The sequence below is a fragment of the Desulfonatronum parangueonense genome (genome assembly GCF_054656975.1).
In genome coordinates, this window is record NZ_BAAHXH010000003.1 from 1,738,321 (window position 1) to 1,762,863 (window position 24,543).

At 57.2% G+C, this 24,543-nt stretch carries 24 protein-coding genes and 1 pseudogene; all 25 read left to right on the forward strand.

Translation table 11 applies throughout. The features are described 5' to 3' along the window. The first annotated feature begins 134 nt into the window (after positions 1-134). The 25 genes and pseudogenes from ACYQ15_RS07975 (at position 135) to ACYQ15_RS08095 (ending at position 24,471) form a co-directional block, all read left to right on the forward strand. Positions 135-2,672 (forward strand): mechanosensitive ion channel domain-containing protein, encoded by a 2,538-nt coding sequence (locus ACYQ15_RS07975; protein WP_459936992.1) that lies wholly within the window; start codon positions 135-137, stop codon positions 2,670-2,672. A gap of 795 nt (positions 2,673-3,467) precedes the next feature. Next, on the forward strand, positions 3,468-4,064 hold the full coding sequence (locus ACYQ15_RS07980; RefSeq protein WP_459936993.1) for a DUF3611 family protein: 597 nt from the start codon (positions 3,468-3,470) through the stop codon (positions 4,062-4,064). A 104-nt stretch (positions 4,065-4,168) separates the two neighbouring features. Beyond that, entirely contained in the window at positions 4,169-5,065 is an 897-nt protein-coding gene (locus ACYQ15_RS07985) for a DUF6268 family outer membrane beta-barrel protein (RefSeq protein ID WP_459936994.1), read from the forward strand. 168 nt (positions 5,066-5,233) lie between these two features. Next, complete coding sequence (locus ACYQ15_RS07990) at positions 5,234-6,478, forward strand: BamA/TamA family outer membrane protein (RefSeq protein WP_459936995.1); 1,245 nt, start codon at positions 5,234-5,236, stop codon at positions 6,476-6,478. A gap of 116 nt (positions 6,479-6,594) precedes the next feature. Further along, positions 6,595-9,726, forward strand: a complete 3,132-nt coding sequence (locus ACYQ15_RS07995; RefSeq protein WP_459936996.1) for a sigma 54-interacting transcriptional regulator — start codon at positions 6,595-6,597, stop codon at positions 9,724-9,726. A gap of 422 nt (positions 9,727-10,148) precedes the next feature. Beyond that, the gene (locus tag ACYQ15_RS08000; RefSeq protein ID WP_459936997.1) at positions 10,149-10,484 is read left to right on the forward strand and encodes a putative quinol monooxygenase; all 336 of its coding nucleotides are present in this window, start codon (positions 10,149-10,151) and stop codon (positions 10,482-10,484) included. A 13-nt stretch (positions 10,485-10,497) separates the two neighbouring features. Continuing rightward, positions 10,498-11,829, forward strand: a complete 1,332-nt coding sequence (locus ACYQ15_RS08005) for an anaerobic sulfatase maturase (protein ID WP_459936998.1) — start codon at positions 10,498-10,500, stop codon at positions 11,827-11,829. An 18-nt stretch (positions 11,830-11,847) separates the two neighbouring features. Then, complete coding sequence (locus tag ACYQ15_RS08010; RefSeq protein ID WP_459936999.1) at positions 11,848-13,389, forward strand: arylsulfatase; 1,542 nt, start codon at positions 11,848-11,850, stop codon at positions 13,387-13,389. A 266-nt stretch (positions 13,390-13,655) separates the two neighbouring features. After that, entirely contained in the window at positions 13,656-14,024 is a 369-nt protein-coding gene (locus tag ACYQ15_RS08015) for a DUF1622 domain-containing protein (RefSeq protein ID WP_459937000.1), read from the forward strand. A gap of 31 nt (positions 14,025-14,055) precedes the next feature. Next, complete coding sequence (locus ACYQ15_RS08020; protein ID WP_459937001.1) at positions 14,056-14,514, forward strand: YidH family protein; 459 nt, start codon at positions 14,056-14,058, stop codon at positions 14,512-14,514. A 36-nt stretch (positions 14,515-14,550) separates the two neighbouring features. Then, the gene (locus ACYQ15_RS08025) at positions 14,551-15,411 is read left to right on the forward strand and encodes a bile acid:sodium symporter family protein (protein ID WP_459937002.1); all 861 of its coding nucleotides are present in this window, start codon (positions 14,551-14,553) and stop codon (positions 15,409-15,411) included. An 18-nt stretch (positions 15,412-15,429) separates the two neighbouring features. Further along, entirely contained in the window at positions 15,430-16,275 is an 846-nt protein-coding gene (locus ACYQ15_RS08030) for a transporter (RefSeq protein WP_459937003.1), read from the forward strand. A 117-nt stretch (positions 16,276-16,392) separates the two neighbouring features. After that, a complete protein-coding gene (locus ACYQ15_RS08035; protein ID WP_459937004.1) occupies positions 16,393-16,686 on the forward strand; it encodes a hypothetical protein in 294 nt (97 codons plus the stop codon). A 31-nt stretch (positions 16,687-16,717) separates the two neighbouring features. Beyond that, a complete protein-coding gene (locus ACYQ15_RS08040; protein WP_459939557.1) occupies positions 16,718-16,927 on the forward strand; it encodes a DUF1254 domain-containing protein in 210 nt (69 codons plus the stop codon). 78 nt (positions 16,928-17,005) lie between these two features. After that, positions 17,006-17,131 carry a hypothetical protein gene (locus tag ACYQ15_RS08045; protein ID WP_459937005.1) on the forward strand — a complete coding sequence of 42 codons (126 nt, stop codon included), beginning with the start codon at positions 17,006-17,008 and terminating at the stop codon, positions 17,129-17,131. A gap of 134 nt (positions 17,132-17,265) precedes the next feature. Beyond that, a complete protein-coding gene (locus tag ACYQ15_RS08050; RefSeq protein WP_459937006.1) occupies positions 17,266-17,445 on the forward strand; it encodes a hypothetical protein in 180 nt (59 codons plus the stop codon). Between the two features lie 81 nt (positions 17,446-17,526). Beyond that, a complete protein-coding gene (locus tag ACYQ15_RS08055) occupies positions 17,527-18,807 on the forward strand; it encodes an OmpP1/FadL family transporter (protein WP_459937007.1) in 1,281 nt (426 codons plus the stop codon). Between the two features lie 219 nt (positions 18,808-19,026). Continuing rightward, positions 19,027-20,181 (forward strand): MlaE family ABC transporter permease, encoded by a 1,155-nt coding sequence (locus ACYQ15_RS08060; RefSeq protein ID WP_459937008.1) that lies wholly within the window; start codon positions 19,027-19,029, stop codon positions 20,179-20,181. Next, complete coding sequence (locus tag ACYQ15_RS08065; protein ID WP_459937009.1) at positions 20,178-20,942, forward strand: ABC transporter ATP-binding protein; 765 nt, start codon at positions 20,178-20,180, stop codon at positions 20,940-20,942. The genes ACYQ15_RS08060 and ACYQ15_RS08065 overlap by 4 nt, the downstream gene beginning before the upstream one ends. An 18-nt stretch (positions 20,943-20,960) precedes the next feature. Further along, a complete protein-coding gene (locus ACYQ15_RS08070; RefSeq protein ID WP_459937010.1) occupies positions 20,961-22,031 on the forward strand; it encodes an MlaD family protein in 1,071 nt (356 codons plus the stop codon). A gap of 2 nt (positions 22,032-22,033) precedes the next feature. Further along, positions 22,034-22,624 (forward strand): PqiC family protein, encoded by a 591-nt coding sequence (locus tag ACYQ15_RS08075; protein ID WP_459937011.1) that lies wholly within the window; start codon positions 22,034-22,036, stop codon positions 22,622-22,624. Positions 22,625-22,720: 96 nt separating this feature from the next. Beyond that, positions 22,721-23,098, forward strand: coding sequence for a hypothetical protein (locus ACYQ15_RS08080; RefSeq protein WP_459937012.1), 378 nt, complete (start codon positions 22,721-22,723; stop codon positions 23,096-23,098). Positions 23,099-23,200: 102 nt separating this feature from the next. Continuing rightward, positions 23,201-23,263 (forward strand): annotated as a pseudogene (locus tag ACYQ15_RS08085) (hypothetical protein); the annotation flags it as partial. Between the two features lie 104 nt (positions 23,264-23,367). Then, a complete protein-coding gene (locus tag ACYQ15_RS08090) occupies positions 23,368-23,517 on the forward strand; it encodes a hypothetical protein (protein WP_459939637.1) in 150 nt (49 codons plus the stop codon). A 111-nt stretch (positions 23,518-23,628) separates the two neighbouring features. Further along, positions 23,629-24,471: an ATP-binding protein gene (locus tag ACYQ15_RS08095; protein ID WP_459937013.1), complete on the forward strand. Its 843-nt coding sequence runs from the start codon at positions 23,629-23,631 to the stop codon at positions 24,469-24,471. The last annotated feature ends 72 nt before the right edge of the window (positions 24,472-24,543 follow it).

Here is a 24,543-nt window from a genome sequence, read left to right on the forward strand (position 1 = left end):
GCAGCCGAGGGCTTGGATCACCGCCTGTGTTGCTGGCGGGTGAGACCGGTTCCCTCAAGCATCCGTTCTTGGGGGATGTCGCTGTGAGCTCGAGTACAAAACTTGCATATCCTCTATCACCTCAAGGAGAGGCTATGCGGAAGTCAAAGCTGCTCATCACGTTGGTGTCGTTTGTTCTTTTTGGCATTCTGAATGTTGTGGCACTCTCCTGCCTCGCGATGGCGGAACAGAATGTGCCGTTGGTGGCGGGAAATCTTCCAGCTGCAATACCCTCGGAGAGGGTTGATGCCGAAGTCGCCAGGTTGAGCGACGTCCAGGTCCGGGAAGAGTTGCTGGCTAGGCTGCACCATGAGGCCCAGGCCAGGGACGAGACGGAGCTCATCGTCCCCACGTTTTCCGAGCGAGTCCGGGAAAAGGTTTTTCTGATGGGCGAGAACCTTCGGACAATCGCCGCGGCAGTACCCAAAACAGGCGGAGAGCTGTTCCGCGCGCTTGCCCTGCCCTCGGATGGCCGAGGTTTTCTGGGCTTTCTGGGCCTTGTGGGCAGCCTGCTGCTGATGATCGGCGCCGGTTTGCTGGCGGAATGGATCTTCCGGCGCAGGGTCAGGCCAGCAATCAGCAACGTACCTGATTCCGAGAGTATAGGGTTGCTGAACAAAGTCGCCCTGAACATCCTGCACGCCATTTTGCGAAGTTTGAACGTGTTGGCTTTCGCGGCGGGCTCCATTTTAATCCTGGTTCTGCTGCATGAAACGGACAGCCCGCCCAGATTGTTTCTGAGCCTCATTTTAGAGGCGATCATTGCCGCGCGGATCGTTTTCCTGGTCGCGATTTTTTTTCTTGCGCCGCACAACCAAAATCTGCGGTTGATGCGGCTTGGGGACGCGACGACATCCCAGGTCTACAACTGGATCAAGGCCACTGTCATTGTGGGCCTGATCACCCGCATCCTTTACGAGATGGTTGCAAAGGCCCATGGTGACGAAGGGGTGATCCTCCTGCTGGCCACCATTAAAGAGAGCGTCCTAGGCATCCTGATCATCGCGGCGATCTTGTATTTCAAGAATACCGTAGCCCTTACAATTCGCGAGAATGCACCCGACCCGGACAATCCGAGCTCACTGCGCCTGATGTTCGCCAACCTTTGGCATCTGGCGGCAATTCTCTATTTCCTCCTGGTATCCGCATACTGGGTTCTTCGCCTTTGGGTCACCGGTCAACCAAGTCCAGGGTTCACCTATGTCGGCAGCCTGATCATCATTCCTCTGTATTTCCTCTTGGATGAGCTGGTCCAACTCCTGTTTCGAAGAATCTCTGAGGAGAAAAAAAACGATGTGCAGGTTCCGTCAGACGTTACGAAAGCAGATGTACAGGATGACAAGACCCCGAGTTTTCAAAATGGTGAGCAGAAAGGTGACGACAGCATTATTCCCTTTGCCGCGATCAAGCAAAAACTCCCCGTAGCGCGCCGGGTCGTCCGCTTGGTTATCGCCTTTGTGCTTGTAACCTTTCTACTGAATCTTCGGGGCATAAGCCTTCCCCTGGGCGAAGCCGTGACCCGTGCGGCACTGGAGATTTTCTTTACCCTGCTCGCGGTGCATCTGATCTGGGAACTCATTAAGAGTTATATCGAGCGGAGACTTCAGACAGTCCCTGAAGGAAAAGACTCTGGCGGGTCACTTGCCCGCACAAAAACCTTGCTGCCGCTGTTCAAGAAAACCGTGGGCGTTTTTTTGTTCGTTGTCACCTTCCTGATCGTGCTCTCCTCTCTCGGACTGAACATCGGGCCGATGCTGGCTGGGGCAAGCATTTTCGGTCTAGCCATCGGTTTAGGCTCCCAATCCCTGGTCAAGGACATCGTGGCCGGGGTTTTCTTTCTCATGGACGACACCTTTCGTGTGGGCGACTACGTGAGGATGGACGATAGGGAAGGATACGTTGAAAAGATGTCGCTGCGCACAATTTCGCTTCGCCATTTTCTCGGCTCACTCAATGTGGTCCCCTATGGGAACATAAATTCCGTGATCAACTTCACCCGCGGCCCCATGACTGTGAAATACAAGATTCCATTGCCCCTGGGCACTGACCCCGCTTTGGTCAAAAAGGTGGTTAAAGAGGTGAACAAGACCATCATGGCTGATCCGGAAATGGGACCCAACATGCTCCAGCCGCTGAAGTCCCAAGGGTGCAAAGGCATTCAGGACTCGGTCATGCAGTTTGGGATTAAGTTCACGGCCAAGCCCGGCACCCAGTTCAAGATCAAGCGTGAATCCTTGGAACTCCTCCGAAAGGCCTTGGCCGAAAAGGGGATCGACTTTGCCTGCAGGTCTGTGAAAGTCGACCTGTCAAATTTTCCTGGTTTGGGAAAAACCCTCGCCCCTGAACAAGTGGCCCAGATGCTGAAGCCGGATATGCCGTCAAATACGGACGTCGAGGGCAGCGCGGATGTCCATGATGGCAAAGAGATGATCGCCGAGGCCAAAGGAGAGCCTAAAAGGCTGGAAAGTCCTGGGGCTGCCCGATCAGTTTCGAAAACATCTGACGCAACAGTGCAGCCATTCAGTCATGAACAGCTCCTGCTGATTGAAGCCGCCGTCGCTGCCACGGTGACTCTTCTGGATGATGACGACCATTTGCGGGCAGGCAAAAAGAAGAAGAAAGTCAGGAAGTGATCAAGATGACCAGGTGTCCGGGATCATTTGGAGCCGTAGATCCGGACTTGGCTGATGCATGGTGCGGACTCGCGGAATACATTCCTGGAAGCCATGACGTCTGCCTTGTTGCGCCAAAAGACCGAAATCCTGGCTGCGATTTTGAATTAGCCGCTGTTTCGGAGATCGTCCCTACGCGATGAAATTCGAGGCAGGCATTCCTGAGTGATAGTCACATCCGCTCCGACAGACGCGAGCAAGGGCGAAGCAAAACGACCTGCCCCCTGAACCGCTAAAGTTCCACCCTTGCCCAACTCCTGCGCACTCAGAAATGCATGCATTACCTGGGTGCGCGGGCTTCCGGCCCACGAGCATACAGCGCCCAATGGCAGCTTTCGTGAAGTTTCGCAGCAATGCTCATTTTTTCCAGTGCCTTTTCGCCAGACATCCTCGGATCGAATCTTATGGGCTTCCACTGAAGATGAAAGTTCCCGCTGAGACCATTTCTGCGACATGCAACACTTTCTCGATATTTCGCGGATTATCCAGATGCCGAAGAACCCCGCTGCCTGCCACCCATAGTAAAAATATTAGTTTATCTGGCTAAATGCACCAAAATCAAAGGGAAAATATCCCTGGCATGAAAGTTGGAATCTCATTGCCGGAAGAGATGACGAGAGTAATCGCCCGGTTGGGCTGCAACCCATGATAATCAATCCTATTGGCTGTTCATAATGGATCTGGGGAAATTCCACCGTTCAAATGAAAAACCTGTTTTTCCAGACAATACATTTAACCGAAGGAAGGAGCCGAGTGATGTTGGAAAAACTGACGGAAACACTGATATCCTCCAGAAGCGAAACCCTGGCCAAGGCCTTTTCCCGATGGGGGCGCAGCGGGTTCTGGGTCCTGGTGGCGACGGGGATATTTCCGCTGATGATCATGGCATACACCCTGGTCCTCCCCGGCCAGTCGCCCGATATCGTCCCTTCCGGTCTGCCCCTGATCCGCTTCTTTTCCACGGCCGGTGTCCTGCTCCTGGTCTTTTTGGCCCTGTGGTTCCACCGCTATGGCCGAATTGCCCTCCGCCTCCAGGATCCTGAATCCCGTCCTTCCGAGTCCTCACTGCGCAAAACCGTCTGGATCGGGGTGACGGCGGCAAGTCTGGCAATTCTTTTTTCCATGCTTGTGCTGCTTTTTGAAGTGGGCGCCTTGCTCTTCTCTTTGCTTTCTGCCCCCTCAGCCGGTTATGCGTCCATGCAGTCCGCCGGGGTTCCGGTGGCCAACCTGGTATCAAAGGTGGATATGATGAACCTGATGTCAGTGATCCTGACCTTGGGGGGTGAGATCTTCGCATTGATCATCGGGCTGCTGCTTCTCTTCAGGACCATCCAGGTCCAGACGGAGCAGTAGCGGGGGCCTTCCTGATTGCCAGGAATGGTGTGTGATACAACCCGGCATTCTCATGCCGTAACCGAGCCGAGACATGGAGACATCGGCACAAAACAGGAGAAATTATGCGTATCGTTCAGAAGATCAGGCTGTGCCTGTGGGTCTTGTTCATTGTTGTTTTCGCAGCGAGTGGCTGGGCCAGTGACGATACCGAGTTGGAGAGAGCCAGGACACAAACTCTGAAGACGCACTTAGCCGTCGAAAGAACGGGGTATGCCAACATCGACAGCTCGGATGCATCCTTCGCCAGGACCAGCTACTCCGCAGAATTGCGCTGGAAGGTTCTCCTCCTGGAGGTCGACCACGATCAATACGATTGGCGAAACGGCAAGCAATATGCCGGGCGGCAGGGAGAAAAGCCCTGGGATGCCTTGACTGCCATTGCGCCCGGGTTGCAGTACTACCACGTCATGGCATCAGGTTGGAGCCTCTGGGCCAAGTTCAAGGCCATCGCCGGGTTCGAGGATACAGTGCGCTCCAAGTCCTGGACATACAACCCCCAGATTATCGGGTTCTATCCCTTCAATGAGCGGTTCACGCTCTATGGCGGGGCCGGAATGCTGTATCATCCCGTTGATACGATTGTTTACCCGGTGATCGGCGTGAACTGGAACAAGGATGCACCCACCGGATTTTCCGGAGCCATCGGCATCCCTGAAACCATGGTCCGCTACCGCTTCAACAAGCATCTCTCCACGAGGCTGGATTTCGAGTTCGACCTGGGCATCTACAGCCTCGATCAGGATAATGCGCTTGCCAAAAACGGCTTTATCAAGAATGAAGACATGATCATCGGACTACACCTGGAATACGCGCCGATGGACCAGTTGCGGCTCAGCCTGGGCCTGCGACGATTCTTCGGACGCTCAGTTACCGTGTATGATCGTCACGAAAACGAATTGCGATCGGACGACGTCGATCCTGCCTGGTCGATTATTGGCGGGGTCAGCTACTGGTTTTGACTTCATCAGGCCATCCGCTGGCCGTGAACCTGTTGAATGCATGATCGGAAATTGAAATTCATGAACAGAAGAACCCAGTCCATTGATGGAAGTTCATCCTTCAAATTTCGATTAGTTGTTCGACAGTGCTCTGTTTTGACACTGCATTTTTTCGTTGTTGTGGCGTTGATGCCCGTATCCCCGGTTTTCGGCCAGGGGATACGGGTCGGCCCGGACGGTCAGGAGGTGGAAAGCACCCTCAGCCTGCCCTACGCCTTTTTCAACGAGAATTTTGGCTTTGCTGCGGGGTATGTGCATGGGGTGGTCGGGCGGCCCCAGAAGCAGGCGACGTTGCTGGCAACTGCAATCGCCGGGACCAAAGGCTCGGCCATGGGATTTCTCATGGGCCGGGACCTGCAGATGCCATCTATCGATCGGCTTTTCATGGATCCGATTGTCTCGGTCGGGTATTTCAAGAATGCCAAGGCGTTTATCGACGGCAACCCCAAGTTCCCCAACGAACGTGCCGGCGGCAATGATTCGGACCCGGATAATTTCCTCGAAGGCAACGGCTGGGAGAATTTCTTGCGGTTGCGATTCAAATACCTCCTTCCGACCGGTCACGGCCGCGACCGGATCATTGGCGCTTTCCATCTTCAAAACGGGCTACTCGTGTCCGGCGCCGCCGGAGGAGATTCCCTGAACCCGCTGGAGAGCGGGAGGACGTACCTGGAACTGAGGCCCTTCTACCGTTGGCAACAGATCGATGGGGATGAACTGAAGACGGACCTGAAGACCAACGGCCTGGATTTATCGATCTTCTGGGACAACCGCGACTTCTACGCCAACCCCTCTCGCGGCTTCGGGCTGCGTGCCCGATACTCACGCGATTATGGCTGGCTGGACAGCTCCAATTCCTGGACCAATCTCGAAACCGAGCTGGACCTCTATATTCCTCTTCATCTGGGCAAACGGTTTCGTCAAGGAGTTCTTGCGCTCAGTTCTTGGACCTCCTATTCTCCATCCTGGGATGAAAAAACCGATGGCTCCATTGCCAACAACCCACCGGCCTACACCGGCTCAACCCTGGGAGGGCTGTGGCGGATGCGTGGATTCCCAACCCAGCGTTTCAACGACAAGGCCGCTGTCTATTACGCAGCCGAACTGCGCATGATCCCCGAATGGAACCCCTTTGACCGCTGGACCTGGCTCCAGCAGTATGTCGGGATTGAGTGGATCCAGTTCGCCCCGTTTGTCGAGGTCGGACGGGTGGCTCCAACCTGGAATGCGGCGGATCTCCACACGGACATGAATTGGAGCGCCGGATTGGGGATCCGGGCCTGGGCCAAAGGAATCGTGGCCCGGATTGATGCCGCCTATTCCACGGAAGGAGTCGGCATCCAGATGATGATTTCCCAGCCGTTTCAGTTTTAGCCGGTCCGCGGACCACAACTTGGCATGACCAACCTGCTATTGCTCCTGGCACATGTCGCCGGGTCCGATCATACTCGGATGCACTCCAACGCTCCCTTTGCAGGGTTCATGTCTCCATGAGCAACAACCGTTTCAAACCCATCCGCCGCTCCCTCCTGGCACCGTTGTTTTCAGGGCTTTTCCTGTTTGTGCTTGCCCTGCTTTTGTGTCTTCCACCGTTGCCTGAGGCCGAAGCCGTTCCGGGAACCAATAAAAATGTCTTGGTGCTGTTTCCCGGCCCGAGCCACCTGCCGGCCTATGCCTTGATCAACCAGGGCATCAAATCGACCTTTGCCCTCAGCCCTGACCCGCATATCGAGTATTACATCGAGTACATGGATTTTTACCGTGATCTCAGCCCGGACCATCACAATGGCCTGCTTGAGTTCTTTCGTGGAAAATATTCGGGTGTCGAGCTCGATCTGGTGATCACGATCGGCAGTCCCGCCCTTCGGTTCGCAGTGGAGCACGGCGACGAACTCTTCCCGCTGGTCCCGGTTGTCTACGCCGCGGTCTTGCCGCAAGAGCTCAAACAGATCAATCTTGACGAGAACTTCACCGGAGTGCTCGCGGAAGTTGATTTTGCAGGTCAGTTGGAGCTCATTCTCAAGGTTCAGCCGCGGACCAAGTGGGTTGTCTTCATCACCGGGGTCTCCACGACAGATCTTGCCTTGTTGGGATTGTTCCGTAACGCAGCCAAACCGTTCACCGACCGCCTTGAGTTCACCTACCTGAATCACTTGCCTCTGGAGGAGATCGAAGCACAGGTCCGGGAGCTGCCTCCGGATACCGTTGTTCTGCTGAGCACCTTTATCTTGGACGCCAAGGGTCGCGGGTATGTCACCGCTGAAGTCGCCGCCCTTCTGGCCGAGGCCTCCAGCGTCCCGGTTTACATCTGTTTTGATTCCTACATGGCCTCTGGCGTCCTGGGCGGATGGCTTTTCAGCTTCGAGATGATCGGGCGCAAGGCCGCTGATGTCGGATCGCAGATCCTCCAGGGGGGTGTGCTCCCCCACACCGTGTCCATTGGCTATGGCGTCCATCTGCACAAGTTCGACTGGCGGCAGTTGCAGCGCTGGCAAATCAGCGAGGATGGGTTGCCCGCCGGAAGCCTCGTTCTCTTCAGGACACCCTCCTTCTGGGACCTGTATCACCGCCATGCATTCGGCGCCCTGATCCTCTTTCTACTGCAAAGCGGTCTGGTCTCATTTCTGTTGATCCAGCGAAAACAGCGCCGCCAGGCGGAGTTGGCGCTCGCCCAACAGCTGGAGTTCGAGAAGCATCTGGCCACCCTCTCCGCCCGTTTCGCGTTGACCGCTCCCGGCAGGGTGTCCGAACAGATCGCCGAGACGGTGAAATTTGTCGGAGAGGCCCTGGATGTGGACCGGGTCGGGGTGTTTGAGTTTTCCGAAGACGGGATGCAGATTTTGGCGAAGCACTTCCATGCCACGCAGGATTCCCCGTCGGTGCCGGAGCAGATCGATCTCCGAAGGATGACCTGGATTCGGGAAGAACTTCTTGCAGCCAGATTGGTTCATTTTGGCAACCTGGATGAGTTGCCGGAGTCGGCGGAAACGGAGAAGGCCTATCTGACGTCGCAGGGCATTCGATCTGGAGTGCTGATCCCATTTGACATCGGGAAGGGTAACCATGGACTCCTGACCCTGGCCATGGTTGGAAGCTCCCGGAAATGGTCGCCGGAAGATATCCGTCGCTACTCGATAATTGCCGAGATCATCGCCAACAGCCTGGGTCGCAATCATTTTGAAACGGCCCTCCAGCAGAGCCAGAAATTCAATCGACAGATTCTGGATTCCCTGACCTACCACATCGCGGTCCTGGACAGGCAAGGGCATGTCCTGGACGTCAATGCGAGCTGGAGGCGCTATGCGGCCGATAAGGCCACCCCATGCGCGGAGGCCAGCGTTTTTGGCGACGATTATCTCGCCGTATGCCGTCAGGCGGCAGACAGTGGCGATCCTCAGGCCCAATCCGTGCTTGAGGGCGTCCTGTCCGTGCTGGAAGGAAGAAGCACGGAGTTCACCCTGGAGTACCCCAGCCATGCGCCGGACTGGAAACAGTGGTTCATCATGAGGGTTGTCCCGTTTTCCAGCAGGAAGGGCGGGGCGATTCTTTCCCTGATCGAAAATACGGAACGCAAGCTTGCCGAAATCGAACTGCAAAAAGCATTCACGGAGATCGAGTCACTGAAGAACAAGCTCGAGGCGGAAACGGCCTATCTGCAGGAGGAAATTCAACAGGAGCACAATTTCGAAGGCATCATCGGCCGCAGCCCGGCCATCCAATACGTGCTCTTCAAAATCGAACAGGTGGCCGCAACCGACTCGAGTGTGCTGGTCCTGGGCGAAACCGGGACCGGCAAAGAGCTGATCTGCCGCGCCATCCACAGCAACAGCCTGCGCAAGGCCCGCCCTCTTGTGAAGGTCAACTGCGCCACCTTGCCGGCGAACCTGATTGAAAGCGAACTCTTTGGCCACGAGCGAGGGGCCTTTACCGGGGCCGGATCGCGCCGCATTGGACGCTTTGAGCTAGCCAACGGCGGCTGCATCTTCCTGGACGAGATTGGCGAGCTTTCCCTGGATCTGCAGAGCAAATTGCTCAGAGTGCTTCAGGAAGGAGAATTCGAACGGCTCGGAAGCTCCGTGACGATACATGTCGATGTCCGCGTCATCGCCGCCACCAACCGTGACCTGGAGACCCAGATCCAACTGGGCCGATTCCGCGAAGACCTCTTCTATCGTCTGAATGTCTTCCCAATCTCGGTGCCGCCACTCAGGGAACGAAAGGAGGATATCCCCCTGTTGGCGCAGTTTTTCATGGAAGAGACCGCCAAACGGATGGGCAAGCGGATTGAATTCATCCCGCAAGGCGTTCTGAATCAGCTACAGGAATATCCCTGGCCGGGAAATATACGCGAGCTGAAGAATGTCATCGAACGGGCGATCATCAGCTGTTCGGGGCCGAAGCTGCACCTCGCGGAAAACCTTGTCCGGTCACCAGTTGCACCAGCCGGTGACGAAAACGGACATTTGATGAGCCTCCAGGAGGTCGAAACCGAGCACATCATCAAGGTGCTGGAACAGACCAATCAGCGTATCGACGGTCCCAAAGGCGCTGCCGCCATTCTCATGATCAACCCCTCCACTCTGCGTTCACGGATGCGGAAGCTCGGCATCAAGAAAACGTGAGCCACATCTCTTTTCCGCGACATATCGCATCTCCTTGATATTTCGCGCAGCATCGCGGAACCCCATGGGGTGCTCCTCCCAGGAGCAAACCAAAAAATCATACTGTTATTCCGAGAGATTGCTTGTCCAGATCAGCAGCAAGCCCCTTGGCATGCATATTGTTATGCGCATGTGAGGTGCACATGGACAACAATCACCCGCCTCAGCCGGCAACAGGGTATCATCCATGAACCTCCGGTAATACCCTCGGCCGATTTTCGGAACCATTTCGCTTCCATGAACGGGGTTCTGACCGGGGCCTTTTATACGAGTTCCGTCTTCATTTCGGTTCAAGGCACCTGCGCGAGGGATTGAGGATAATAGAAAAGCAGGTCTGGTGTCAGTGCACATTCGATCGTCGGGTAACCGCTCACGGAGGCCCCATGTTCATAACCTTTGTCAAGATGCATTCAATGGCGGAAAAACGCAGGGAAGTGCAGCAGACCCTCAAGTCGCTTGCCTCGCTGATCCAATCGGAGGCGGGCTGCCTGGAGTCGGGCCTCTACCAGCAGGTGGGGGATGAGTCGGTTTTTCTGCTGATCAGTGCCTGGCAAACCCGCGTGGCGCTGGATGATCACCTGCAATCGAGCCGATTTTCAGTACTGCTCGGGGCAAAGTGTCTGTTGAGCCGGCCGCCGGAGATGGCGATCCATACGGTTACGGAATCCACGGGATTCAGGGCCCTCAATCCGGACAATCAACGGCTGACCGATAGCTGATGCTTGGGATCCTATGACCAATACCGATCTTTCCAAAACCGTTCTTCCCGGGCGCATTCATGTGCTGGCCAAGCCGACAGGCTCAACCTGCAATCTGAACTGCGATTACTGCTTTTACCTCAAGAAAGAGAGCCTCTACCCGGGAAGCCGCTTCCGGATGAGAGACGAGGTCCTGGAAGCCTATCTTTCGCAGCTCATCGCCGCCCACCGCACGGATACGGTCGCGGTGGCCTGGCAGGGTGGCGAGCCGACCCTGATGGGGCTGGATTTTTTCCGCCGCGCAGTTGAACTGCAAGACAAGCACCGCCGCCCCGGGATGCACTTCGAGAATACGCTCCAGACCAACGGCACCCTGCTGACGGACGACTGGTGCGCCTTCCTGCGCGAGAACAACTTCCTTGTGGGCATCAGCATCGACGGTCCACGCCAGATCCACGACATTCATCGCAAGGACAAGGCCCAGGGACCGACCTTCGACCGTGTGCTGCACGGCCTGCGCCTGTTGCAGCGGCATGGGGTCGAGACCAACGTCCTCGTCACCGTCAACCGCAACAACGCCGCAGTCCCCCTTGAGGTCTACCGATTTCTGCGGGACGAGGCGAGCGTGAGCTGGATCCAGTTCATCCCGGCCATCGAGCGCATGCAGGGCGGAGTGGTCAGTCCCCACCAGGAGGGAACCGGCGTCTCGGAACGCAGCGTAACGCCTGAGCAGTGGGGGGATTTTCTCACGGCCGTTTTCGACGAGTGGGTCCGCAACGATGTGGGCAAGGTCTTCGTCCAGACCTTCGAGGCCGCGGTGCGCTCCTGGCTCGGACTGGGGTCCTCCGGGATGTGCGTCTTCGACCCCACCTGCGGTCATGGCCTGGCCCTGGAGCACAACGGCGACCTCTACGCCTGCGACCACTTTGTCGAGCCCGGCCACCTGCTCGGCAATATCCTGAAGACTCCCATGGCGGACCTGGCAACTTCCGAGCGGCAGCAGAAGTTCGGGCGGGCCAAGCTGGAGAGCCTTCCGCGTCTTTGCCACGAATGCGCGGTGCGCTTCGCCTGCCACGGGGAATGCCCCAGGAACCGCTTCCTGACCACCCCGGAGGGCGAGCCCGGACTGAACTACCTCTGCGCCGGCTACAAGAGTTTTTTCGAGCACGCCGACACGCCCCTGAAGCTGTTGGCCGAGCTGCTGCGCCGGGGCCGGCCGGCCGAACAGGTGATGAACCTGCTGGCGCAGGCCGAGGAGCAGTCGCGGCCGGGCTCCGGGAAAATCTCCCGCAATGCCTCCTGCCCCTGCGGCAGCGGGCTCAAATATAAGAGGTGTCATGGTTTGCTCCGGACACCATCAACCTAAACAATCAGGAGAATTTGTATGGCCAAACAGAAGCAACCCAACATTCTCGTCATCTGGGGAGATGACATCGGCATCACCAACCTGAGCTGCTACAGCGACGGGTTGATGGGGTACCGCACGCCCAACATCGACCGCATCGCCAACGAGGGCATGCGCTTTACTGATTCCTACGGGCAGCAGAGCTGCACCGCCGGCCGCTCCTCCTTTATTACCGGCCAGAGCCCCTACCGCACCGGTCTGACCAAGGTGGGGATGCCCGGCGCGGATATCGGCCTGCAGGCCGAGGATGTCACCATTGCGGAGCTGCTCAAACCGCTGGGCTACGTCACCGGGCAGTTCGGAAAGAACCACCTCGGCGACAAGAACAAGTACCTGCCCACTGTCCACGGGTTCGATGAATTCTTCGGAAACCTCTACCACCTGAACGCCGAGGAGGAGCCCGAGAACGTGGATTACCCGAAGGAGGAGGATTATCCCAATTTCAAGAAGATCTTCGGCCCCCGCGGCGTCATCCACGCCTGGGCGACGGAAACGGACGATTCCTCCGAGCACCCGCGCTGGGGCCGGGTCGGGAAGCAAAAAATCGAGGATACCGGGCCGCTCACCAAGAAGCGCATGGAGACCTGCGACACGGAGTTCCTCGGTGCGGCCAAGGACTTCATCACGCGCGCCAGCAAGGAGGAGAAGCCCTTCTTCGTGTGGTTCAATACCACCTGGATGCACTTCCGCGTCCACCCGCCCAAGGAGATTCTTGGGCAAGCCGGGCGCTGGCAGTCCTTCTACCACGACACCATGGTGGAGCACGACAAGCACATTGGCCAGTTGCTGGACCACCTGGACGAACTCGGGATCACCGAAGACACGATCGTGGTGTACTCCACTGACAACGGACCGCACATGAACACCTGGCCCGACGGCGCCATGACCCCTTTCCGGAACGAGAAGAATTCCAACTGGGAGGGCGCCTTCCGGGTGCCGATGCTGGTGCGCTGGCCCGGAAAGATCAAGGCGGGCTCGATCTCGAACGAGATCATCGCGCAGCAGGACTGGCTGCCGACGTTACTGGCCGCGGCCGGTGAACCGGAGATCGGCGAAAAGCTGAAGAAAGGCCACGCAGTCGGTGACCAAACATTCAAAGTTCATTTGGACGGGTACAATTTCCTGCCGCACCTGACGGGCGAGGCGGAGAAGGGACCCCGACCGGGTTTCATCTACTTCTCGGACGACGGCGATCTGGTCGGACTACGCTACGACAACTGGAAGTTCGTCTTTGCCGAGCAGCGCTGCATCGGCACGGTCCAGATCTGGGCTGAGCCCTTCGTCTTCCTGCGCATCCCGAAGTTTTTCAATCTGCGCACCGACCCATTCGAGCGGGCGGACACCACCTCCAACACGTACTGGGACTGGATGATCGACCGGGCGTTTATGATGTACGGGGCTCAATTCATCGTGAAAGATTTCCTTGAAACCTTCAAGCAGTTTCCGCCGCGGATGAAACCGGCGAGCTTCAGCATCGACCAGATACTTGAAAAGATGGAACAGGCATTGAACATTGACTAACCCGAACCGGATCCGGCCAATGCACCGCATCATGGAGACGGTGCACTGGCGGATTCCTGCTGTTTCGGCTCATCACTCCGGAGCAACACCGGACTTTCGAGGCCATAGACTGCACCACGGAGATCACGGTCTGCTGGGGCGCGCGGGGTCCCCAGACATGCCCCCCAGACCTGCGGGAAAGAGCCTCCGTTGGTTCTCCAGTTCTCCAGGCAGCTCTGGTTCTCCGACCAGGTTGTCTTCGACGCATCCAACGAGGCAGGGCGTTAATGACGGAATTCTTTAAAATGGTGGTGTTGTTATTTGAAACGCTCGCAGTCGGCGTGTTGATTGGCGGTTTTTTTTATTTTGGTTTCCGCATGATTATTCAGTGGTTGCGACCGGTGAAGCATTCCAGCGCATACAGTGAGTTCCGCAAGGGCTTCGGGCGCACCCTGCTGCTGGCTCTCGACCTTCTGGTGGCCGCCGACCTCGTGCTGACCATGGTTATCGAGCAGAGTTTGAAAAGCCTGGGGCTGCTCATGGGCCTGGTGATAGTACGAACTTTTTTGCATGTGATCATCGAGATGGAGCTCACGGGACACTGGCCCTGGCAGCATGGCGTTCCAGCCGCGGAGAAGCCGGACGTCTCGCACTGATCAAGGAATCAACTTGGAAAGGGGTGGAGACATGCCAACAGACGAAGATGGAGTCACGGTGACGGTGAATCTCACGAACGAACTGGCCAAGGAGCGCAACCGGGCGGCCTATGACCGGACACTCATGGCCTGGATCCGCACGGCCATCTCGCTGATCGGCTTCGGGTTCGCCATTGCCAAGTCGTACGAATACATTCATTACGAAACATTGGAGAGAACCGGTCGTTTACTCGACGATATGCACGCCCCCCTCATATTCGGGATAAGTTTCATCATTCTGGGGATGCTTTGCATCCTGGGCGGGGTGATCCAGCATGCAAAGGTTTTGAGGCAGATCCAGGCCAGCGAGTTCACCTACGCCGACTCCAAGCCGTTGGCGAAAATCGTGGCCCTGATCCTGCTGGTCATCGGCATCTTCGCGCTGATTGCGCTCTTCCAGCGGCGGGTCCTTCCGCTTTACAGCCTGGCGGTGTCCCTTAGCTGGGCCTAGCGTCCTTGGACATCATTGAAGCAGTGTGGGGAACTTATGGATAATCCGATTATCGGCATTTTTATCACCGCAACGATATTCAGCCTGATGTTTGCCCTTGGGGTCAATCACTCGTTCCGGCAGGTAACGTATCTTTTGCGGCAGCCCGTCCTGATGGTGCGCTCCTTGATGTCTGTCCTCGTCATGGTCCCTGGCATCGTGGTCGTTCTGGTGTGGGTCTTTTCATTGCCGCCCGCCGTGGCCACGGGCCTCGCGGTGCTGGCGGCGGCTCCCGGCGCTCCGGTCGGCTACAAACGGGTCGAAATGGCCGGCGGGGAGATGGAATACGGGGTGAATCTCCAACTGACACTGGCCCTGCTGGCGGTTGTCGTCACCCCGCTGATCCTCGCGGTCTTTTATTCCATCTTCGATCTGGTGATCGACAGGGTGGCGCCCCTGGACGTGGCCCGCCAGGTTGCACAGGTCACGTTTCTGCCGGTCATCGCCGGTTTCCTGGTCCGGTATTTTCTCCCCGACATCGCCGAACGGATCGGCAACCCGCTGCGGATCCTGGGCAACATCCTGCTGATAATCCTGTTGCTGCTGGTGGTGGTCGTGCTGGCCATCGCCCCTGATCTGCGGATGATGCTGAACCTGGGCTGGTCGGCCACCATGGCCATTGTGCTCATGGTGGCTCTCTCGCTGGCATCCGGCCACTTCCTGGGCGGGCCGACCCAGGAGAAGCGGGCGGTGCTGGCCATCACCAGCATTGCCCGCAACTTTGGCTTGGCGCTCTTCATCGCGGGGTTGTCCGACTACGGCCGGGAATTTGTGCCCACCCTCGTAACCTACCTGGTTTTGGGAGGCGTCGTGTCCATGCCGTATATGATTTGGAGCAAACGCCAGTTGAAAAAATAGCGGATTCAGGAGGAAATTATGAAGTTTCGAAAATTTTGGTCCGTGGCATGCCTTGCCCTGCTGTTCAGCGCGTCCACGACCATTTCAGATCATGGTCTCGCTTTTGGGTATGAGATTCCTCAACCCGGTGAGGATTTGGCATATGACTTGGCCCAAGCCGCGCAGAACCCGGTGGCCAACGTCATCAGCCTTCCCTTCCAGAACAACACCAACTTCAATTTCGGCCCGCTGGAAAAGACCCAGAACATACTCAATATCCAGCCGGTCATACCCTTTTCGCTCGGGCAGAACTGGAACCTGATCACACGGACCATCCTGCCGGTCATCAGCCAGCCTGCGCTCTTTCCCGGGGATGACCGCACGTTCGGATTGGGGGACACGGTCTTCACGGCATTTCTCTCCCCGGCGAGCCCGGGCAGGATCATCTGGGGCGCCGGGCCGGTCCTGCTCCTGCCGTCGGCCACGGACGACAAGCTGGGGTCCGAGCAGTGGGGCGCCGGGCCGTCAGCGGTCGCCTTGACCATCCGCGGCCCCTGGCTCTTCGGGGTGCTCGCCAACCACATCTGGTCCTTTGCCGGGGACAGCGCCCGGGACGATGTCAATACGTCCCTGATTCAACCCTTCATCAACTACAATTTTCCCGGCGGCTGGTTCCTGACCTCCGCGCCGATCATCACCGCCAACTGGGAAGCGGACAGCAACCAGACCTGGACCGTTCCCGTGGGGGGCGGGGTGGGCAGATTGTTCTTCCTCGGGCGCCAGCCCGTAAACACCTCGCTGCAAGCCTATTACAACGTGGAAAAGCCGGACTTCGGGGCCGACTGGTCTCTCAGGTTGTCGGTCCAGTTTCTTTTTCCCAGATAAGTCCGAGGTAACTCACGGCAGAGACGCGAGATCCACGTCCCAAACCCGAGAAAGGAGTCAAACATGACCATCACGCTTCATACGTTCGCCAGCCATTGAACATCAGGAGATGATACGATGAGTATAGACAACCTGACCACGCCGATCGGCGACTTTGAGTTTGCACTGGGCGGGTATCCAACCCAGGAGTCAGCTCAGAAACTTTTCAACGCGCTTGATTTTCAGCGGGCATGCCAAGCATACCTTGAATTCATGCCGGCCATGTCCATGTATTCACTGCTTGAGGGCCAGGAAAAAGGATTTGGGTGCAAGGCATGCTCTGACCTTGGGGTTGCCGCAGATTTGCTTGACGCCACTCCGTTGATTTTAACTGGGAATACCGAAAGCATTTTATTTTGTTGGCAATGTTGACCTGAAGCGGGATGGGCCAACCGTAGTTGAGATCCCGCCGCAGGTCTTGGGCATGGCCAACGATGCCTATTTTAGGTTTGTCGTCGATTTTGGCATGGCTGGCCCGGATCAGGGGCAAGGCGGCAAGTATCTGCTGCTGCCGCCAGATTATGAAGAAGAAATTCCAGATGGCTATTTTGTTGCACGTTCGCGCACCTTTAAACCGGTTCGACCGCGCATTCAAGGCCTGTTTGCAGGGTAAGGGTTACACCGTCCACTGATCTGGCATGCGGCTTCGGTTTGCCGTTCGCCCAATTGAAACATAATCGTGAGGAACCTCATGAAAGCAATATGTGTCGTTCTGTTGGTTTTGGTATTTGTTTTGGCTCTGCCGCCGCTCTCCGCGGCCGATGACTTTGACGGCACCCGTCCGCTGGTCTGCACCGTCATTGATTTTACGGAATGAACCATGGAAGAGGGTTGCCATAGAGTGACCCCCGAGGAGGTCAACCTGCCGCGAATTTTCTGGATTGCGTCAAAAACAAGATCATCAAGGACAAAGAAAAGGATGAAGGCGAAGAGTTCCGTAAGAGCCCGATCATGAGCGTTCAGTCAATCGATAACAAGCTCATCCTACAGGGGGCCGAAGAGGGATATGAAGATATCCAGGATGGCTTCGGCTGGACCATCGCCATCATGGAGGATACCGGCCGGATGGTGTTGACCGCCTCGGGAGACCTTGTCGGCAACGTCGCCTTTGGGGTCTGCACGCTCTACTGAGTTTCTTGCACTTGGGATTTTGAACTGACTGCGAAATAAGGACTTTTGCAACACTCAGTTAAACCGAAAGGAGGCATGGCAATGAATAGATGCGTACTCGGCCTGGCCTTGATGGCCGCTCTTCTGGTGGGCACCCCGGTTTTTGGCGCGGGTCTTTGGCTGTATGAAACAGGTTCGCCGGATGTCGGCACGGCTGCCGCCGGCAAGGCGGCTCTGGCCTCCGACGCCTCCACGGCCGCCGCCAACCCTGCAGGCATGACCAATCTTGACCGGTCCCAGTTGCTGGTGGCTCTGCAGGGGCTTTACGTCAATGCAAAATTCAACACGGAATTCTCCAGCTTCGGCGGCGGCGACGGCGGCAATGCCGGCGGGTTCGTGCCGACCGGCAGCCTGCACTACGTGCACCGGGTGACCCCGGACTTAAGCTTGGGAATCAGTGCGGGGTCCTATTTCGGGCTAGGTGTGGATTACGGCAAGGACTGGGCGGGCCGCTACTATATCACGGAGGCGGATTTGCTCACCTTCGGCGTGAACCCCGGGATTGGCTACCGCATCAACGACTGGCTTTCGGTGGGTGCGGGGTTCAGCATCATGTACGCGGAACTGAAACAGAAGGTCGCGATCAACAACGCCGCGATTCCGGGCCAGACAGGCCTGCCTGACGGCCAGCTCAGGCTGGAGGACGACGACCTGGCCTACGGCTTCAACCTGGGGATCCTCCTGGAGCCCAGGCCGGGTACCCGTTTCGGCATCACCTATCGCTCCGAGGTTGAATTGGAATTTGAGGATGTGGCCAGCGTGAGCGGGGCCGGGCCCGTGCTTCAGGGCCTTTTCGCCATGACCGGGCTTGCCGGGAGCCAGGTGGACCTGAAGATGACCGTCCCGCAGTCCGTCATGGTCAGCGGGTACCACCAGCTCACGCCCCGCTGGGCCATTCTGGGCAATATCGGCTGGCAGGAGTGGAGCAAGTTCGGAAAACAGGAAATCGGCCTGCGATCCTTGCAGGCGCGGTCCTTCAAGCAGGACCTTGAGTACGACGACACCTGGCACTTCGCACTGGGCGCCCAGTTCCGGTTCGCACCGGAATGGCTCTGGTCCTTCGGCGCGGCCTATGACACCTCGCCGGTGGACAGCGACAAGGGCCGGACCCCGGAACTCGCCCTGGACCGCCAGATCCGCCTGGCCTCCGGCTTGCAATATGACTGGAACGAAGACGTGACCATCGGTGGGGCCTACCAGTACATTGATCTCGGCGATGGAGGGGTAGACAGAAACGACGGCCCGCTCAAGGGCCGGCTCAAGGGGGACTACGACCCCAACGCCATTCATGTCTTCGCCCTCAACCTGATCTGGAAGTTCTGATTCAAAGAACTCTGGGAAGGCCTTATTCTTTGTATGCGTATCAACGGGCCGACGTATCTGCGGCGGATGCGAGAGGGCACTTTCTCTCGCATCCCCCTCGGCCCGCAATATCCGCCTCTAATAAGCCGCTAACCATTATCCAACGGGCATCTTCCGGACCCTGTGTGGGTACAACTCCATGACCAATGCGAATAACGCAATAAGAATGCAACGGATGTGATGAGCACTCAAGAACACAGCGTCCGTCCGGACTCCCGGATACGTATCGACAGGTACGGTGCGGATACCATCGCCATTGGTCTTTCCGGGGACTGGAAACTGGAGAAGGGGCTGCCGTCCATTGATCCACTGCTTCAGGCATTCGCATCAAGGCCGCCGGTTCGCGGCGTGGTCCTGGAAGACACGGGGATCAGCGGATGGGACAGCGGTCTGCTCACCTTTCTGATCAAGATCATCGAGCACTGTTCCATAGCCGGGATTCAGGTTGACGCCGATGCGTTGCCCGAGGGGGTTCGGCGCCTGCTTGTCCTGGCCAGGGCGGTTCCCGCGAGAGCGGGAGCGAAGAAGGAGAGCAGGCGCGAACCCTTTTTGCCCCGCGTCGGCTCGCAAACCCTCTCTTTTTGGCGCTCCACGCGGGAGACCGTGGATTTTCTTGGAGAGACGGCCATCGCCTTCGCCCGAATGGTCCGCGGCAAGGCCACGTTCCGACGCTCGGACCTTTCGCTGCTGCTCCAGGAGTGCGGGAGCCAAGCCCTGCCCATCGTCTCCCTGATCAGCCTGCTGGTCGGACTGATCCTGGGTTTCGTGGGCGCCATCCAGCTCAGACTCTTCGGCGCGGAGGTGTTTGTGGCCGATATCGTGGCCATTGCCATGGTCCGGGTGATGGGGGCGATCATGACCGGGATCATCATGGCCGGTCGGACCGGGGCGGCGTTCGCGGCCCAGATCGGGACCATGCAGGTCAACGAGGAGATCGACGCCCTGAAAACCATGGGCATTTCCCCGGTGGAGTTTCTGGTCCTGCCGCGGATGATCGCTCTGATCGTGATGATGCCCTTGCTCTGCGTGTATGCCGACCTGATGGGCATCCTGGGAGGGTTTATCGTGGGCGTAGGCATGCTGGGCATCAACCCCATCGAGTACCTGCACCGGACCCAGGAGGCCCTGACCCTGACCACCTTCTGGATCGGACTGTTCCACAGCCTGGTCTTCGGCGTGCTGGTGGCCCTGGCCAGCTGCCTGCGCGGGATGCAGTGCGGAAGAAGCGCTTCCGACGTGGGCGCCGCGGCGACCAGAGCCGTGGTCACGAGCATCGTGGCGATTATCGTGGCCACGGCGATCATCACCTTCATGTGCGAGGTGCTGGGCTTATGACCGCGCCGGAACCGGTGATCACCGTGAGCAACCTGGAAATGGGCTACGGGGACTTCGTGCTGATGCGCGATCTCAACTTTACGGTGAACCGCGGGGACGTTTTCATCATCATGGGCGGCAGCGGGTGCGGGAAGAGCACCCTGCTCAAGATCCTGGTCGGCCTCAAACGTCCCTCCAGGGGACAGGTCTTCCATGGAGACGTCAATTTTTGGGATGCGGACGCCGAGGCCCGGGAAGCGATCCAGAGACGGTTCGGCATGCTCTACCAGAGCGGTGCACTCTGGAGTTCCATGACTTTGGCGGAAAACATCGCCCTGCCCCTGGAGCAGTACACGAAGCTCGGGCCGGGGCAGGTCAGGGAGGTCGTGGCCCTGAAGCTGGCCCTTGTGGGCCTGGCCGGATTCGAGGATTTCCTTCCTTCCGAGATCAGCGGGGGAATGAAGAAACGGGCCGCGCTGGCCAGGGCCATGGCCCTGGATCCGGACATCCTCTTTTTTGACGAACCTTCGGCGGGGTTGGATCCGGTCAGTTCCCGGATGCTGGACGACCTGATCCTGGAGCTCCGGGAAAGCCTGAACACGACCATCGTCATCGTGACCCACGAGCTGGCCAGCATTTTCGCCATTGGCAACAATTCCGTCTTTCTGGACGTGGAAGAGCGCACCATGTCCGCCAACGGCGACCCGAACAAACTGCTTGCCGCTCCCCCCAATCTCAATGTCCACAAATTCTTGACTCGCGGAGAAAAACAGCATGTCTGACTTGTTGTGGGGTGGTTCATGAGCAAAGCCCCTAACAAAACCATGATCGGCCTGTTTGTGATGGGGGCGGTCGCCCTGATTGTCGTGGCCGTCGGGGTTCTCGGTTCCGGGAGGTTTTTCCAGGAACGATTCACCTATGTCCTGGTCTTTGAGGGCACGGTCAGCGGGCTGCATGTCGGCGCGCCGGTGAACTTTCGGGGCGTGCGGGTGGCCGAGGTCAGTGACGTCCAGATTCATTTCGACATCGAGGAACAGGACATGATCGTCCTGGTCTTCGTGCAATTCCTGAAAGGCACCCTGGGTCGGAACACATACGATGAATTGGCCCGGCGCGGTGCTACGCACGCCGAGGTAATGGACGGGCTGGTGGAGCGCGGACTGCGGGCCAGGCTGGAAATGCAGAGTCTGGTTACCGGGCAACTGGGGATTGAACTGGATTTCTTCCTGGACAGACCCGCGGTATACACCAATGCTTATCCGGAGATGCCGGAGATCCCCACCGTTCCGACGACGTTGCAGGCCTTGACCCAAACACTTCAGGAGATCCCCCTGCATGAAATCGTCGATAACATGAACCGGAGTCTTGAGAGTATTGCTGCTTTTGCCGAGGCCCCGGAATTTCGCCAGACCATTGTGAACATCAACGCCGCTATCCAGGATGCACAACATCTGATTCGCAACGTGGATGCCCAGATCCAGCCATTAAGCGACGAGCTGACCGCAACCTTGCGCGATTCGAGAACGCTGATCGGTCACGCGGATAAACAGATCGTCGCCTTGGGAACAAGTTTGCAAGAGGCTGTGGGCGATGGACAATCCTTCATTCATCTAGCTGGCGAAAACATCACCAGTGTGTCGCGGGAGTTTCAGGAGGCCATCACCATGGTTTCCGGCACGATCGCAACCGTGGAGGAATTGGTCGCTGAATTGCGGGTCTCAGCCAGGGCGGATTCCGCGCTGATGTTTCAGGTCAGGGAAACGTTGCAGGAGGTTGAAAAAATGGCCATGACCCTACGCAACCTGGCGGATCAACTGAACCGACAGCCCGAATCGCTTCTGCGGGGCAAGGGCAGCCCAAGGGGTAACTAGCCATGAAATACAAAGCTTCCACTCTTTTCACCTTCCTGCTCCTGGCAGTGGTTTGTTTTTCCGGCTGCTCAACGAGAAGCCACCCTGCGGACTTCTATCTGCTCAGTCCGCAGCCCTTGCCGCAACTGGCTGCGCAGGACGGACTGATCGGAGTCTTTCCGGTCAGGATCCCGGACTACCTGGACAGACCCCAGATCGTGACGCGGATCGGGGAGAATTCGATTTATCTGAATGATTTTCAGCGCTGGGCGGAACCGCTCCGGGTAAATATCACATCAACCCTGGTCCAAAATCTTTCGCACCTCCTCCAGACCAACGGAATCATCAATAGCAACCAGAATTTTGGACTCCCTTTACGGTTTCTCGTCGGCGTGGAGGTGCTGCGTTTCGATGGAGAGTTGGGGGGCATGGTGATTTTGAGCGGACGATTGAGTATCTTCAGCGATGACGGAAAAAAGATCTATCTCGCAAGAGGCTTCTCATTCCTGGAGCAGACACATTCTGAAACCTATGAAGACTTTGTCGCTGCCATGAGTCGGACCATTGCCGAATTAAGCCGCGTCATTGCCGAGGAGTTGGAACGAATTTTGTGAGGTGAATGTGAGTGAGTTCTTTTTGGTAATCCCGGCAATAATTATGAATCAGCGCTCATTGTGAAAACCACGAGATAAAGTTAACGAGGACGATGCATGGCAGACGACGCACGAACAAGGCTCGTGACCGCGCTTAGCGGAGTGGCCGAGGAGATCCGTCGGGTCGAGGCGGAGGCATTGGCGGCTCTGCACGACCGGGGCGACGACGGGTTTTACAGAACGCGGATGCGGGAGAAGGCGGAGGTTTTGCGGAGCCTGCCCAAGGCTATGGCCTCTTTCGTGGAGCAGCTTCCGCGGGAGGAACGAGAGGAGATCGACTACCGCCTCGAACGCTTCTCCATGAGCGCATCCACGGCGCTCAAACTGAACAGCGTCTTCTACATGTCCGCGCTGCTCTATCCGGAGGACTACCGGGAAGGAGAGCCCAACGACCTGGAACGGTTCGTATCCGATTTGGAGCAGGGTCGGGTATGAATGTGATTCTCTGTCCTGCTTGGGCGGTTTCTCGTCCTCCAACCTCTGGCGGATGAAGGCCTTTTTCGAGGCGTACACCGGCCTGGAAAAACTCGCACACTGGTGCGAGAAATCGGTTGGAGCCACAACCTGGCCATTCTAGAGCGCTGCAAGGACCCGCTGGAGCGAGAATTCTACATCCGCATGACCCGCAAATTCGGCTGGTCCAAGAACATCCTCATACAAAAAAGACCGCAAGAATCGAACACGACGCCGCGCTGCAACGGGTCATGGTCGACCTCTTGTCCGACCACACCGAGCTGTTCAAGCAGTTCAGCGACAACCCATCATTCAAGAAATGGCTGGGCGACACCATCTTCGGCGTAACTTATCAACAACAGGCCGAGCATTCCGCAACCGGGGCGGGCCTTGGACGGTAACTGAGTAGATAGCGTCATTGAGCGCCGGAAGAAAAATGTCTGGTTGAGTCAAGGCACGGAGATTGAGATCAGTGGAAAAGGCGGAAACGACATTGCTAACGGAGGTCAATGATGTACGAAAGCATTTCCGACCTGCTTAAACAAATATCCTTGGGCGAAGACTGCAGCCAGGCGCGACTCATTCGTTTCGATGAACAGACGGTTCCGGGCACATCCGTCGATGATCTGAATGCCAAGCTATGGAACCAATTCAGGACGGTTATCTCGTCCAAAGCGGATCAGGAATTTCTCGAAAAGATGAAACTCATTGCCAAGGACGAAGACGGCGCCCTGCGCGTCACGGTCAGTGGCATTCTGATGGCCTCGGACGCACCGGAATCTTTTATGTCCAGCGCATTTGTTCAGGCCGTTTGTTACCGAGGCACCGCACGTAACGCCGCCTATCAACTGGACGCCAAGGACATCACTGGCCCGCTTGATGTTCAGATTCGGGACGCCTGCAAGTTTGTGGAAAGAAACATGCGGGTCTTTGCCGTCAAAGCGCCCAATCGGATTGAAACCCCGCAGTTTTCAATGAATGCGGTCTTCGAAGCGGTGGTCAACGCGGTCGCCCATCGTGATTATTCAATTTACGGTTCCAAAATTCGCCTGCACCTGTTTTCAGATCGGCTGGAATTGTTTTCTCCCGGTACAATCCCCAACACCATGACCATTGAGAGCCTTTCGGAGCGGCAGTCGGCACGAAACGAATTACTCAGTTCCCTGCTGGCTCGTTGCCCGATGAATGTGGACGTCATCGGCAGCCGGCGGAACTTTATTATGGACAAACGAGGTGAGGGAGTGCCGATCATCATCACCGAAAGCGAAAAGCTGTCGGGAAAGAAACCGGAATACATGCTCATTGATGATGCCGAGCTAAAGCTGACGATTTTCGCGGCGCAGCCCCCCCCATGACGAGGATTGACCTTGCGCATGGAGGCGCCCTGGAAATACATTCAGGCAGTATTCAAACGCCGAAAGCTGATA

Coding starts and splice junctions, on each gene's coding strand:
- ACYQ15_RS08030 (WP_459937003.1), top strand. CDS start 15,430: ATGAAGTTTCGAAAATTTTGGTCCGTGGCATGCCTTGCCCTGCTGTTC.
- ACYQ15_RS08075 (WP_459937011.1), top strand. CDS start 22,034: ATGAAATACAAAGCTTCCACTCTTTTCACCTTCCTGCTCCTGGCAGTG.
- ACYQ15_RS08020 (WP_459937001.1), top strand. CDS start 14,056: ATGCCAACAGACGAAGATGGAGTCACGGTGACGGTGAATCTCACGAAC.
- ACYQ15_RS08090 (WP_459939637.1), top strand. CDS start 23,368: ATGGTCGACCTCTTGTCCGACCACACCGAGCTGTTCAAGCAGTTCAGC.
- ACYQ15_RS07980 (WP_459936993.1), top strand. CDS start 3,468: ATGTTGGAAAAACTGACGGAAACACTGATATCCTCCAGAAGCGAAACC.
- ACYQ15_RS07975 (WP_459936992.1), top strand. CDS start 135: ATGCGGAAGTCAAAGCTGCTCATCACGTTGGTGTCGTTTGTTCTTTTT.
- ACYQ15_RS08045 (WP_459937005.1), top strand. CDS start 17,006: ATGAAAGCAATATGTGTCGTTCTGTTGGTTTTGGTATTTGTTTTGGCT.
- ACYQ15_RS08025 (WP_459937002.1), top strand. CDS start 14,551: ATGGATAATCCGATTATCGGCATTTTTATCACCGCAACGATATTCAGC.
- ACYQ15_RS08035 (WP_459937004.1), top strand. CDS start 16,393: ATGAGTATAGACAACCTGACCACGCCGATCGGCGACTTTGAGTTTGCA.
- ACYQ15_RS08000 (WP_459936997.1), top strand. CDS start 10,149: ATGTTCATAACCTTTGTCAAGATGCATTCAATGGCGGAAAAACGCAGG.
- ACYQ15_RS07985 (WP_459936994.1), top strand. CDS start 4,169: ATGCGTATCGTTCAGAAGATCAGGCTGTGCCTGTGGGTCTTGTTCATT.
- ACYQ15_RS08050 (WP_459937006.1), top strand. CDS start 17,266: ATGAGCGTTCAGTCAATCGATAACAAGCTCATCCTACAGGGGGCCGAA.
- ACYQ15_RS08005 (WP_459936998.1), top strand. CDS start 10,498: ATGACCAATACCGATCTTTCCAAAACCGTTCTTCCCGGGCGCATTCAT.
- ACYQ15_RS07995 (WP_459936996.1), top strand. CDS start 6,595: ATGAGCAACAACCGTTTCAAACCCATCCGCCGCTCCCTCCTGGCACCG.
- ACYQ15_RS08065 (WP_459937009.1), top strand. CDS start 20,178: ATGACCGCGCCGGAACCGGTGATCACCGTGAGCAACCTGGAAATGGGC.
- ACYQ15_RS08095 (WP_459937013.1), top strand. CDS start 23,629: ATGTACGAAAGCATTTCCGACCTGCTTAAACAAATATCCTTGGGCGAA.
- ACYQ15_RS08055 (WP_459937007.1), top strand. CDS start 17,527: ATGAATAGATGCGTACTCGGCCTGGCCTTGATGGCCGCTCTTCTGGTG.
- ACYQ15_RS08070 (WP_459937010.1), top strand. CDS start 20,961: ATGAGCAAAGCCCCTAACAAAACCATGATCGGCCTGTTTGTGATGGGG.
- ACYQ15_RS08015 (WP_459937000.1), top strand. CDS start 13,656: ATGACGGAATTCTTTAAAATGGTGGTGTTGTTATTTGAAACGCTCGCA.
- ACYQ15_RS08060 (WP_459937008.1), top strand. CDS start 19,027: ATGAGCACTCAAGAACACAGCGTCCGTCCGGACTCCCGGATACGTATC.
- ACYQ15_RS07990 (WP_459936995.1), top strand. CDS start 5,234: ATGCCCGTATCCCCGGTTTTCGGCCAGGGGATACGGGTCGGCCCGGAC.
- ACYQ15_RS08010 (WP_459936999.1), top strand. CDS start 11,848: ATGGCCAAACAGAAGCAACCCAACATTCTCGTCATCTGGGGAGATGAC.
- ACYQ15_RS08080 (WP_459937012.1), top strand. CDS start 22,721: ATGGCAGACGACGCACGAACAAGGCTCGTGACCGCGCTTAGCGGAGTG.